The organism is Nocardioides pini (genome assembly GCF_026712185.1).
Lineage (GTDB): Bacteria > Actinomycetota > Actinomycetes > Propionibacteriales > Nocardioidaceae > Nocardioides > Nocardioides pini.
In genome coordinates this window covers 383,762-395,972 of record NZ_JAPPUX010000003.1, presented here as the reverse complement: position 1 = coordinate 395,972, position 12,211 = coordinate 383,762, and the positions used below count along the sequence as shown (strand labels likewise).

Here is a 12,211-nt window from a genome sequence, read left to right as displayed (position 1 = left end):
GGAGAAGCACGCCCCGCCCCACTAGGCTCGGAGTGTGGACCTCCCCGTGATGCCGCCGGTGCAGCCGATGCTCGCCAAGAGCGTGAGCGGCGTGCCCGACCCGGCCAAGCACGGTGGCCTCAGCTTCGAGCCCAAGTGGGACGGGTTCCGCTGCCTGGTCTTCAAGGACGGCGACGAGGTCGAGCTGGCCAGCCGCAACACCAAGCCGCTCACGCGCTACTTCCCCGAGGTGGTGGAGGCCGTACGTCGCCAGCTGCCCGAGCGCATCGTGCTCGACGGCGAGATCTTCGTCGGCCTGCAGGGACCGGACGGGTGGCGGCTGGAGTTCGAGACCCTCCAGGAACGCATCCACCCCGCCGCGAGCCGGGTCGACAAGCTGGCCGTCGAGACGCCGGCCGGGTTCGTCGCCTTCGACCTGCTCGCGCTCGGCGACGAGTCGTTCATGGACCGGCCGCTCTCCGAGCGCCGTGCCGCGCTGGTCGAGGCGCTCGGCCACCTCGACGGCAGCGGCCCGTGCTTCCTCACCCGCACCACCGAGGACCCGGCCGAGGCCGAGCGGTGGTTCGAGGAGTTCGAGGGCGCGGGCCTGGACGGCGTGGTCGCCAAGCCGCTGGGGTCGGCCTACGAGCCCAACAAGCGCACCATGCTCAAGATCAAGCACGAGCGCACCGCCGACGTCGTCCTGGCCGGCTACCGCGAGCACAAGACGTCCACGCCCGAGGAGCCGCTGATCGGCTCCCTGCTGCTCGGGCTGTACGACGACGACGGGGAGCTGCAGCACATCGGCGTCTCGGCCAGCTTCACCGCCACGCGCCGCGCCGAGCTCTGGCAGGAGCTGCAGCCGCTGGTCTGCGACATCGCCGACCACCCGTGGGGCCGGTGGAACGAGTTCCTCACCGCCAACCCCGACCGCGTCCCCGGCACCCAGAGCCGGTGGAGCGCGGGCAAGGACCTCGGGTTCACCGCCCTGCGCCCCGAGCGGGTGCTGGAGGTGAAGTACGACCACATGGAGGGCCGGCGGTTCCGGCACACCGCCCACTTCAAGAGGTGGCGCCCAGACCGCGACCCGGAGAGCTGCGGCTACGCCCAGCTCGACGAGCCGGTCGGCTACGACCTCACTAGAATTCTCAGTACCGAACCCGGAGGCGAGTCATGACCGACCACACCGACATCCCCGACGACTCGATCCACGACGGGAAGGGCACCTACGACGTGGTGCTTCTCGTCGAACAGGCCCTCACGCCCGCCGACGCGAAGCAGGTGCGCTCGCTCCACGTCGAGATCGAGGACCCGGTCGTCTACCACGTCCTCTTCCCGCTCGAGGACGCCGCGGCCCGCATCGAGGCCTCGCTCGGCACGCTCGGCGCCGGCGACCTGATGGCCGCCCCGGCCCTGGCGATGAACGACGTCGACATCGAGGCGCTGCGCCGCGAGTGCGAGGAGAACTCCTCCTCCGACCTGAAGAGGACCCTCATCGCGATCCACGACGCGGGCGGGAAGGCGACCGGCAAGGTCACCTCCGAGCCGCCCGTCGACGCGCTCGCCGCGCTCGTCACGGCGGTCGACGCGCGCGAGGCCATCATCTTGACCCGCCCCCACGTGGTGGCGGAGTTCTTCCACGTCGACTGGACCTCCCGCGCCCGCCGCAAGCTCGGCGTACCGGTCCTCCACCTCATCGAGCACGAGAACTTCGACGAGCAGGCCTCCGGCTCCGGCGAGGGCGTCACCGGCGTCTGAGCCGTCGCGTCAGCGGCGGGTGACGCGGCGTACGACGGCGCGGCGGAGGATGGCGGCCGCCTCCCGGCCACCGACGGTGTGCTCGGTGCCACGGCGCGCCTGCTCGAGGTCGCGGCGCAGCTGCTGGACGGTCGCGCGCTGGGCGTCGCGCGCCTGGCGAGCCGCGAGCGTGGACTCGGCCTTGGTGTGGTCGAAGGTGAGGGCGACGGCGTCGGCGTAGCGCGCGCGGTAGTCCTCGTGGACCTCGTCGAGCCGCGCGAGCGTGTCGGGGTCGTGCGGCGTCGTGGTGAGGACGCCGAGCAGCTGCCAGACCTCCTCGGCCATGTCACGCAGCCAGTCGGGCGTGCGGACGTCGTCCCAGGTGAGCTGCGACTTGCGCATCGAGGGCTCGACGAAGTCGTCGACCGGGTGGTGGTCGCGCTGCCCGGGCGGGGCAGAGAGGTCGGTGTCGAAGGTCAGCTCGAGCTGCTGCTGCACGGGCGCGAGGGCCGCGCGCCAGTCGGCCAGCAGGTCGACGTAGCGCACGAACGAGCGCTTCGAGCCGCGGCCCGCCTGCTCGGTGAGGAGGGCGGCGTGCACCCAGCCGGCGACGTTGGACGTCTCCTTGGTGAGCCGCAGCTCGTCGGACTGGCTGGAGAGGTAGGCGATGTCGCGGGAGCCGACGACCTCGGCGGGATGGCGCAGCGCGGTCAGCCAGCGCAGGTCGGCGCCCAGCTCGGCGCTGACGACCTCCCACACCTGGGCGAACCAGAACGCGTGCGGGTCCTTGACCACGATCTGGTCGCCCGGCTGGTCGTACTGGGCGAGCTGGCCGGACAGCCACTCGTGGAGCTCGCCGGTCGGGACGCCCGTCCCGACGTGGCGCGCGACGATGTCGACGGCGGCCGGGCGACTGTCGATGTTGAAGAGCGCGAGCTCCTTGAGGTGGCGCTTGTGGAAGTCGATGACCCACTGCGGCTCGTAGAACCCGCGCGGGTTGGTCTCCGACGCCTCGACCTCGGGCTGCGGCACGTGGAGGCCGAGCCGCTTCAGGGTGCCGGCGAGGGAGCTCGTTCCGCTGCGGCCGGAGCCGGAGACCAGGACGAGCGGGGTGGTGGACGTCGGCATGCGGGTCACCCTATCGGCCGGTGTCGCGCCCCCTAGGATCGTGGCGACCCCGCTCCCGGACAGGACTGAGGACCACGTGGCACTGACCGACAGGCTCGGCGGGAAGGTGCGCTCCGCGATGCGCCGGGTGCGCCGCGACGGACCCCTCGACGTCGTCTACGTCCTCTTCAACGCCGACGGCATGGGCGGCACCGCGCGCTCGGGCATCGAGCAGGCCAACGCGCTCGTCGGCCTCGGTGAGGGCCACCGCGTCCGCATCCTCAGCGTGACGCGCAGCGGCGACACGACCCACTACCCGCTGGCCGACGGGATCGAGGTCACCTACCTCGTCGACGTACGACCCGAGCGTCCCGTCGCCGTGTCCGGCGACCACCCGGCCGAGCTGGCCGACCGCGAGTCGACGATCGTGCCCCGCAGTTGGGACGCCCTCTACAACGCCCTCACCGACGCCACCATGCGCGAGGCGCTCGGGAGCATCGACGCGGACGTCCTCGTCACGACGACCCCCGAGCTGCTCGCCGCGGTCGCGCAGCTGGCGCCCGCCGACGTCGCCCTGGTGCACCAGGAGCACCGGGCGTCCTCGAGCCGGGTCAACGACCTCGGTGCGCTGCTGCAGTTCGCGCCGCGGGCCGACGTCGTCGTCTCCCTGACCGAGTCGATGTCACGGTGGCTGGCGGGCCGCCTCGGCGGGGCCGCCCCCGAGCTGCAGGTCGTCCCCAACCCCCTGCCGTCACACCCGCAGCCGCGGTCGCCGCTCGACCAGAAGACCTTCGTGACGGCCGGCCGGCTGGCGCCGGAGAAGCAGTTCGAGCACGTCGTCGACGCCTTCTGGCGCATCCACGAGCAGGTGCCCGGCTGGACGCTCACCATCTGGGGCGACGGGCCCCGCGCCGACAACCTCGCCGCGCAGGTGCGCAAGCTCGGGCTCGAGGACCGCGTCCACCTGCCCGGCTCGACCGACGACCTCGCCGCCGAGTGGGCACGCACCAGCGTGGCCGTCCTCGCGTCCCGCGGCGAGGGCTACCCGCTCGTCCTGCAGGAGGCCATGTCGGCGGGCGTGCCCCCGGTGACGTACGACTGCCCGTCGGGACCGCGCGAGATGATCACCCACGACGTCGACGGCCTCCTCGTGCCGCCGGCCTCCAAGGCGGCGCTCGCCGCCGCGATGCTCCGGATCGCCACCGACGACGACCTGCGCGCCCGCCTCGGCGCCGCCGCGCTCGAGCGCTCCCACCGCTGGGACGGCGAGGTGCTGGCCCGCCAGTGGGTCGAGACCTTCCGCACCGCTGTGGCCCGGCGAGCCGACCCGCTCGCCCCGCGCCGCGTGCTCCACGGCCTCCGCCCCGGCCCGCTCGGCGACCTGCCCGAGACCACCGGAGCCGCGGGCGTCACGCCCGCCCGGGCTCGTACGACGTCCCTGCGGGCGCTGACCGCCGCGGCCGCCGCGACCGGCGAGGGGTGGTTCGTGGTGCCGGCCCGGGGCCTCGACCCGCACCCCGTGGTCGTCGTGCCGTCGTCACGCCGCGGCGCCTTCCTCTCCGCGCTGGCCTCCGGGTCGGTGCCGGACTGGCTGTCGGTGCGCGACCCGGCCGAGCGCGGCTGGCCCGAGCGCCGCGGCACCGTCGCGGTGATGACCGAGGAGCTCGCGCGCACCCGCACGGCGACGCTCTTCCTCGAGCCGTGGCCGATGCGCGGCGGGCACGACGGCATGCTCGGCGAGGGCGTCGAGGTCGGCGTGCAGTTCTGGGAGGAGTCGCCCGACGGCGACCTGCACGCGCCCGGGCCGAACCGCTACGGGGACCGGGTGCCGGTCGGCACCCCCCGCACCACCATCACGGTCGAGGGCGTCGAGGCGCCGACCCTCGAGGTGATGGCGCTGCCGACGGTCGACGACTGCCGCTTCGACGTCGACGTCGTCTACACCTGGGTCGACGGCGACGACGAGGAGTGGCTCGCCGCCCGCGACGAGCGGATCCGCGAGCTCGGCGGCACCCCGAGCGACCGCGCCGGCGGTGCCTCGCGCTACCGCAGCCGCGACGAGCTGCGCTACTCGATGCGCAGCATCCACCTCTTCGCCCCCTGGGTGCGGCGGATCCACCTCGTCACGGCCGGTCAGGTGCCGTCGTGGCTCGACACGACGCACGACATGGTGCGGGTCGTCGACCACCGCGAGATCCTGCCCGCCTCCGCGCTGCCGACCTTCAGCTCGCACGCGATCGAGACCCGCCTGCACGCCGTGCCCGACCTCGCCGAGCACTTCGTCTACGTCAACGACGACGTCTTCCTCGGCCGGCCGCGCCGGCCCGAGCACTTCTTCCGGCCCGGTGGGCAGTACGCCGCCTTCGTCGCCGACCACCGCGCCGTCGGCCTGCCCGGCACCGACGACCGGCCCTACCTGACCGCCGCGCAGAACAACCGCCGCGTGCTCGCCGACGCCTTCGGGGTGGCGCTGACCCACACGATGATGCACAGCCCCCACCCGCAGCGTCGTACGACCCTGGAGGAGATCGCCGCCCGCTTCCCCGAGGAGGTCGAGCGCACCACCCACGCGCCGTTCCGCTCCGCGACCGACCTGTCGATGCTCTCGTCGTTCGCGCAGACCTACGGGCTGATCACCGGCCAGGCCTTCCGCGCCGGCGCCCACCACGGCTACGTCGACCTCGGCCACCAGCAGCTGCCCGTCCAGCTGCGACAGATGCTCCGTCGCGACCGCGACTTCTTCTGCATCGCCGACAACCTCCTCGCCGCCTTCGACGAGGAGCGCGCCGACGGCCTGCTCCACGACTTCCTCGAGCAGTACTTCCCGATCCCCGCCCCCTGGGAGCTCGGCTGAGCGGTGCGTGAGCCACATTCGCGCGGCTCTGGATGTGGCTGGGACACCGCCCGCCGGCCGTACGACGGTCAGTCGGCGATCCGGTTGCCGTCGGCGTCCCAGTGCGACTCGACCTTCTTCGAGGGCTGCACGCGGGGTGGCTCGCCCGGCATCTTGGGGTGGTCGGGCGGGAAGTTGAGCTCGACCGGGTGCTCGTCCCAGAGGTCGAGCAGCGGCTGGAGCGAGTGGTGCACGTCGTCGATGGCGGCCCACGGGTCGCCGTCGGAGGCCAGCCGTTCGGGCACGGTGAAGAGGTTGAAGTCGGCCGGCGAGGTGAGCGTCGCGAGCTCGTCCCACGTGACCGGGGTCGAGACAGGCGCCCCGGGGATCGGGCGCAGCGAGTAGGCCGAGGCGATGGTGCGGTCGCGGGTGTTCTGGTTGAAGTCGACGAAGATCCGCTCCCCGCGCTCCTCCTTCCACCACGCGGTCGTCACCCCGTCGTCGCGCTTCTCGAGCTCGCGACCGAAGGCGATGGCCGCGTGCCGCACGGCCGCGAAGTCCCACGACGGCTCGATCCGCACGTAGATGTGGACCCCGCGGTTGCCGGAGGTCTTGGCGAACCCGGTCATGCCGAGGTCGCCGAGCAGCCCGTGCGCCACCCCCGCGACCCGCACGGCGTCGGCGAACGTCGTCCCCGGTTGTGGGTCGAGGTCGATGCGCAGCTCGTCGGGGTGGTCGACGTCCGTGCGACGCACGGGCCACGGGTGGAAGGTCAGCGTGCCCATGTGGGCGCACCAGACCGGCACCGCGATCTCGGTCGGGCAGATCTCGTCGGCCGTGCGCCCCGAGGGGAAGGTGATGGTGGCCGTCTCGAGGTAGTCGGGCGCCCCCTTCGGGACCCGCTTCTGGTAGAACGCGTCGGCGTTGCGGTCCTGCGGACCGGTCGCGAGCCTCATCCCCGGACGCACGCCCGCCGTCCACCGCTCGAGCGCCGTCGGCCGGTCGCGCAGCGCGCGCATCAGGCCGTCCTCGACGCTCGCGAAGTACTCCGCGACCATCAGCTTGGTGACCTCGGCGGTCGTGTCCGTCGCCTCGTAGATCACCCGCTCCGGCGAGGAGATCCTCACCTCGCGCTCCCCCGCCCGGACGTACGCCTCCGACGCCTTCGCCATTCCCCCAACCTAGCGGCCGGTCCCGCTGGAGCGCCTCCGTAAACTGGGCGCATGGCCTACGACGTGCAGAAGACCGACGAGCAGTGGCGCGAGCAGCTCACCCCCGAGGAGTACGCCGTCCTCCGCCAGGCCGGCACCGAGCGGGCGTTCACCGGTGAGTACACCGACACCGAGACCGAGGGCACCTACTCCTGCAAGGCGTGCGGCTCCGAGCTGTTCACCAGCGACACGAAGTTCCACTCCGGCTGCGGCTGGCCGAGCTTCTACCAGCCGATGACCGACACCGTGGAGTACATCGAGGACAACTCCCACGGGATGAAGCGCGTCGAGGTCCGCTGCGCGACCTGCGGCTCCCACCTCGGCCACGTCTTCCCGGACGGCTTCGGCACGCCCACCGGTGACCGCTACTGCATCAACTCGATCAGCATCACGCTCAACGAGAAGAAGTAGCCCTCAGCCGACGGGCGCCAGGGCCGAGGTGACCGTCACCAGCCCGTCGCCGTACGTCGCGTCGGCCCACTCCTGGACCGAGCCGTCGTCGTAGACGACCTGCGCGTCGAGCGAGTCCGGGGACGTCGAGCCGCTGGTCAGCAGCTGGTCGCCGAGCGCGGCCTGCAGCTCCTCGTTGACCTGGGTGAGGTCGGCGTCGGTGCGCTCGACGGTGGTCACGCAGAGCATCCCGCCCCACGTCCGGCGCAGCTCGGCCTCCGCGGCCTCGGCGTCCCCGGTCACGGCGACGTTGATCGTGTTGCCGGTCAGCCACGCGGAGGCGTACGACGGCAGCGCCGAGGCCGCGGCCAGCGTGGCGTCGAGGTCCTCGGGGGTCGCCTTCGCGGTGTCGGTCGTCGTCGGCTCGTCGCAGGCGGCGGCGAGCGGCTCCGGCTGGGGCTGGGCCGTCGTGTCGTAGAGGGCGGCGGGGATCGCGTCGGTCACGGTGAAGGTGGAGCCGTCGTAGGTGCCGGTCAGCGCGTAGGAGCCCCATCGCACGCCGGCGGCCTCCTCGGAGCCCACGTCGCCCCAGTCGAAGTCGGCGAGCGCCGGCCCGCCGCACTGGGGCGGGTAGGACTCGGCGACGGCACCCAGGCACATCTCCGGGCCGCCACCGGAGTCGAGCACCGTGACCAGGCCGCTGGTGCGCACCTCCCCCTCCGGCACGGGCGTCGGCGCCCCGCCCGAGGGTGCGTCGGGGGTGGCGCCCGCGTCGGCGCGGTCGACGGCCCGCATGTCCGCCTCGGTGGAGCAGGCGGTGGCGGAGCCCAGGACGGTCAGCACGGCGGCAGCGGCGAGGATCCTCATGATGCTCCGACGCTACTGCGGCCCGAGCCGTTCCCCCGGTCGACCGGCCCGGCACGCGACGGGCAGCTGCGCCTCGCGCCACGCCCGGAAGCCCCCCACGACGTCGGTCGCGTCGAGCCCGAGGCTGCGCAGCGCGTCGGCGGCCAGGCTGGAGGTGTAGCCCTCCTGGCACAGCACCAGGATGCGGGTGTCGTACGACGCCTCCGCGAGGCGCGCGTCCGAGCGCGGGTCGAAGCGCCACTCGAGCACGTTGCGCTCGACGACCAGCGGACCCACCGCGGGGTGCACCTCGCCCTCGGCCGCCCGCTGTGCCGCGGGACGGATGTCGACGAGCACCGCGCCGCCGAGCGCCTCCCGGTAGGCGGTCTCGACGTCGACCCGGTCCAGTCGGCTGCGGGCGTCGGCGAGCAGGGCGTCGACGCCGTCGTACCGGGCGGGGCCCGGCGCGGTCCTCGACACGGTGCTCACCAGGTCTCGCCGCGCTGCTCGACGCTGGTCACCTGGAGCCGCCCGCGGACGAGCTCGTAGCGGGTCATCGCGGCCAGGCCGGGGGCGTAGGCGTGCAGCGAGACGGCCGTGTCGGTGCCGTGGTTGACCACGTCGTGGACGTGGCTGCCGTCGAACTCGCGCACCGTCGACGCACGGAGGGTCGCCGCCCTGGCCACGCCGGTCCAGACGTACTCGGTCAGCGACCCGGTGAGGACGACGAACGCGCCGCTCGCCGAGCCGTGGTCGTGCCAGCCGGTGCTCGAGCCGGCGGGCCAGGTGATGAGCCAGATGTCGGCGCCGGCACCGGTGCCGACGCGGGCCCAGGTGCGCTCCGGGACGGACAGGTCGACGTGCGCGAGCGGGTCGCGGGTGGCGAGGTGCTCGGCCAGGGCGGTGCGCGCGGCCTGCAACCGGTCGGTGGTGCTGCTCGACGTGCGACCGCTCCGGCGGATGCCGGGAAGCGGGGAGGCGGGGAAGGTGGCGGTCATGAATCCTCCTGAAACAATGTTGAGTGACTTACTCTACATTGCGGAGACGGCGGCCGGAGCGATGTCCACGACCCGGCGCGCCGCGTCAGGGCAGGCGGTCGAGCAGCTCCTTCGGCGTGACCCGGGCACCGGTGTAGAACGGCACCTCCTCGCGCACGTGGCGACGCGCGTCGGACGCGCGCAGGTCGCGCATCAGGTCGACGATGCGGTGCAGCTCGTCGGCCTCGAAGGCCAGCAGCCACTCGTAGTCGCCGAGGGCGAAGGAGGCGACGGTGTTGGCGCGCACGTCGGCGTAGCCGCGGGCCTGCTGGCCGTGCTGGGCGAGCATCCGGCGTCGCTCGCCGTCGTCGAGCAGGTACCACTCGTAGGACCGGACGAACGGGTAGACGCACACGTGCGCGCGCGGCTCCTCGTCGGCGAGGAACGCCGGGATGTGCGACTTGTTGAACTCCGCCGGACGGTGCAGCGCCATCTGCGACCACACCGGGTCGAGGCGGCGGCCGAAGGCCGTGCGCCGGAAGGCGTTGTAGGCGCCCTGCAGCTGCTGCGAGTCGGGCGCGTGCCACCACACCATGACGTCGGCGTCGGCGCGCAGGCCGCTGACGTCGTACAGGCCGCGCACGACGACGTCCTGCTCCCCCAGCACCTCGACGAGCGCCTCGACGTCGGTCGCCTCGGCCGCACGGTCGGCGTCGTCGCCGAGGACGTCGCGGAGCCGGAACACCGACCACATCGTGTAGCGGATCGTGTCGTTGAGCTCCCGCGTGCGAGCGGCGTTGGTCTGCGTCTCGGTGGACTCGGTCATGACGTCATTCTGCCCCCGTGAGCGAGGCCACAGCGCGGCGGGCCGAGCCGATCACCGCGGGGATGCCGACGCCGTCGTACGCCGCCCCGCAGACCGCGAGGCCGGGCTGCGAACCGACGGCGGCACGGACCCGCGCCACCCGCTCGAGGTGGCCGACGGCGTACTGCGGCAGCGCGCCGCCCCACCGCTGCACGTGGGTGTCGACGGGCCGGGCGGTGATGCCCACCAGGGCGGCGAGGTCGGCGAGGGACACCCGCACCAGCCCCTCGTCGGCGGCCCGGAGGGTGGCCTCCTCGCGGTGCCGCCCGAGCGAGGTGCGGAGCACCACGACGTCGGGGTCGAGGTCGCGCACCCACGCCCACTTGGCGAAGGAGAAGGTCGAGGCCTTGATGGTGCGCCGCTCGACCGGCGGCACGAGGAACCCGGACCGGTCGAACAACGCGTCCGGGACGTCCTGCGCGCGGAAGGCCAGGGTGACGACGGCGACGCTCGCGGCCTCGACCGCGCCGAGGCCGGCGGCGGCGTCCGGGAGCACCTCGCCGAGCAGGCGGGCGGTGGCCGGGGCGGGGGTGGCCAGCACGACCGCGTCGGCCTCGACCGTCTCGGCGGCGACGGTGGGGCCGACGGTCAGCGCCCAGCCGGTCGACGTGCGCCGCAGCGCGCGGACGGTCGCCGAGGTCCGCACCTCGAAGCCGGCGCCGTCGGCGACCAGGGCGGGCAGGCGGCCCATCCCGCCGGGGAGCGCGGCGAAGACCGGGGCGCCGGAGGTCGGCACGCCGGCGGCCTGCTCGAGGAGGCCGCCGCGGCGGGCCATGGCGAGCAGCTGCGGCACGGCGGCGGCCGCGGAGATGCGGCGGGCGTGGCCGGCGTACACCCCTCCGAGCAGCGGCTCGACGAGACGGTCGACCAGCTCGTCACCGAGCCGGGCCGCGACCAGGTCGCCGACCGAGACGTCGTCGTCGACCGGGGTGGTGGCCTCGGTGCTCGCCCGGGCCAGGCCCTCGGGGCTCAGCACCTCGGTCGCGGCCAGCTGGTCGAGGTCGAGGGGCACCCCCATCAGCGAGCGCGGCATCGTGCGCAGGGCGCCGCGCGACCAGACCGCCGACGTCGCGGGCGTCGGGTTGACCACCGCGGCGCCGAGCTCCTCGGCGAGGGCCACCCCCTCGGGCCGGCGGGCGAGCATCGCCTCTGCGCCGACGTCGACGGTGAGTCCGGCGACCTCTGCGGTGCGCAGCTTGCCACCGACCTGCGGCGAGCCCTCGAGCAGCAGCACGTCACGCCCGGCCGCGGCGAGACCGCGAGCCGCGACCAGACCGGCGATCCCGCCGCCCACGACCACCGCGTCACGCCTCACCCCTCCACCCTGCCAGAGGAGGTCGCGACGCTCCGGCGCGCCCTAGGCTGCACCCATGGAGTCCCACGGAGCCGCCGACCGGATCGCCGTCATGATCGACGCCGACAACACCCGGCCCGCCTATGCCGACGAGGTGCTCGGGGAGGTCGCGAAGTACGGGGACCCGACCATCCGGCGCGTCTACGGCGACTGGACCAACCCGCACCTGACGCAGTGGGCGCGCAAGCTCAACCGCCTCGGCCTCCGCGCGATGCACCAGAACGCCTACACGTCCGGCAAGAACTCCACCGACCTCGCGCTCGTGATCGACGCGATGGACCTGCTGTACGACGGCAACGTCGAGGCGTTCGCGCTCGTCACCAGCGACAGCGACTTCACCAGCCTCGCCCACCGGCTGCGCGAGTCCGGCAAGAAGGTCTACGTGCTCGGCGAGAACAAGGCGCCCGAGTCGCTGCGCAACGCCTGCGACAAGTTCATCGACCTCGCGGTCGTCACGGACCGCTCCGGCGACGGCGAGGACTCCGACGACGACTCCGACGACGGCGGCGAGACCGACGCGCCCTCGATCAACCTGCAGAGCGCCCTCACCCGCGCGGTCAACGCCGTCTCCGACGACGACGGCTGGGCGCTCCTGCCCGCCCTGGGCAACCAGCTGATCCGCACCCACCCGTCGTTCGACGCCCGCAACTTCGCCGGCCCGGGCGCCCGGCTGAGCACCCTTGTGACCGCCCAGCCCTACCTGGAGACCTCCGGCAACGGCAACGCCATGCGGGTGCGGCTCAAGGGCCAGAAGCCGGGCGGCCGGAAGCTGCCCGACAAGAACGTGGCCGACAAGGAGGCGCCCACCAAGGCACCCGCCAAGGCGGCCACCAAGGCGGCGCCGCCGAAGGTCACCACGACCAAGCGCGCGGCGAAGCGCGCGTCGAGCGCGAAGACCTGACACGTCACAGT

General features: G+C 73.4%; 12 protein-coding genes. 5 read left to right on the top strand and 7 right to left on the bottom strand.

Going from position 1 to position 12,211, the window contains the following annotated elements; all coding sequences use genetic code 11:
* Positions 1-34: 34 nt before the first annotated feature.
* The gene (locus tag NYO98_RS11655) at positions 35-1,156 is read left to right on the top strand and encodes an ATP-dependent DNA ligase (RefSeq protein WP_268111870.1); all 1,122 of its coding nucleotides are present in this window, start codon (positions 35-37) and stop codon (positions 1,154-1,156) included.
* Complete coding sequence (locus tag NYO98_RS11650) at positions 1,153-1,737, top strand: hypothetical protein (protein WP_268111868.1); 585 nt, start codon at positions 1,153-1,155, stop codon at positions 1,735-1,737. Before NYO98_RS11655 ends, NYO98_RS11650 begins: the two co-directional genes overlap by 4 nt.
* Before the next feature lie 9 nt (positions 1,738-1,746).
* Here the strand turns inward: NYO98_RS11650 and NYO98_RS11645 are convergent, their stop codons facing one another.
* The gene (locus NYO98_RS11645; protein WP_268111866.1) at positions 1,747-2,844 is read right to left on the bottom strand and encodes a sulfotransferase family protein; all 1,098 of its coding nucleotides are present in this window, start codon (positions 2,842-2,844) and stop codon (positions 1,747-1,749) included.
* 76 nt (positions 2,845-2,920) lie between these two features.
* Between NYO98_RS11645 and NYO98_RS11640 the strand changes: the two genes are divergently transcribed.
* Positions 2,921-5,677, top strand: coding sequence for a stealth conserved region 3 domain-containing protein (locus tag NYO98_RS11640; protein WP_268111864.1), 2,757 nt, complete (start codon positions 2,921-2,923; stop codon positions 5,675-5,677).
* Between the two features lie 68 nt (positions 5,678-5,745).
* Here NYO98_RS11640 and NYO98_RS11635 read toward each other — a convergent pair whose 3' ends face one another.
* Positions 5,746-6,828 (bottom strand): DNA polymerase domain-containing protein, encoded by a 1,083-nt coding sequence (locus NYO98_RS11635; protein WP_268111863.1) that lies wholly within the window; start codon positions 6,826-6,828, stop codon positions 5,746-5,748.
* A gap of 51 nt (positions 6,829-6,879) precedes the next feature.
* On the opposite strand from NYO98_RS11635, the gene msrB reads away from it, so the two are divergent.
* Positions 6,880-7,278: a peptide-methionine (R)-S-oxide reductase MsrB gene (gene msrB, locus NYO98_RS11630; protein WP_268111861.1), complete on the top strand. Its 399-nt coding sequence runs from the start codon at positions 6,880-6,882 to the stop codon at positions 7,276-7,278.
* Between the two features lie 3 nt (positions 7,279-7,281).
* Here the strand turns inward: msrB and NYO98_RS11625 are convergent, their stop codons facing one another.
* From NYO98_RS11625 to hemG, 5 genes are all read right to left on the bottom strand, one after another.
* Entirely contained in the window at positions 7,282-8,124 is an 843-nt protein-coding gene (locus NYO98_RS11625; protein WP_268111860.1) for a hypothetical protein, read from the bottom strand.
* 12 nt (positions 8,125-8,136) lie between these two features.
* Positions 8,137-8,592, bottom strand: coding sequence for a rhodanese-like domain-containing protein (locus NYO98_RS11620; RefSeq protein WP_268111858.1), 456 nt, complete (start codon positions 8,590-8,592; stop codon positions 8,137-8,139).
* The gene (locus NYO98_RS11615; RefSeq protein ID WP_268111857.1) at positions 8,589-9,101 is read right to left on the bottom strand and encodes a cysteine dioxygenase; all 513 of its coding nucleotides are present in this window, start codon (positions 9,099-9,101) and stop codon (positions 8,589-8,591) included. The genes NYO98_RS11620 and NYO98_RS11615 overlap by 4 nt, the downstream gene beginning before the upstream one ends.
* An 85-nt stretch (positions 9,102-9,186) precedes the next feature.
* Positions 9,187-9,906 carry a hydrogen peroxide-dependent heme synthase gene (hemQ, locus tag NYO98_RS11610; RefSeq protein WP_268111856.1) on the bottom strand — a complete coding sequence of 240 codons (720 nt, stop codon included), beginning with the start codon at positions 9,904-9,906 and terminating at the stop codon, positions 9,187-9,189.
* 4 nt (positions 9,907-9,910) lie between these two features.
* On the bottom strand, positions 9,911-11,260 hold the full coding sequence (gene hemG, locus NYO98_RS11605; protein WP_268111855.1) for a protoporphyrinogen oxidase: 1,350 nt from the start codon (positions 11,258-11,260) through the stop codon (positions 9,911-9,913).
* A 55-nt stretch (positions 11,261-11,315) separates the two neighbouring features.
* Between hemG and NYO98_RS11600 the strand changes: the two genes are divergently transcribed.
* Positions 11,316-12,200, top strand: coding sequence for an NYN domain-containing protein (locus tag NYO98_RS11600; RefSeq protein WP_268111854.1), 885 nt, complete (start codon positions 11,316-11,318; stop codon positions 12,198-12,200).
* Positions 12,201-12,211 lie beyond the last annotated feature (11 nt).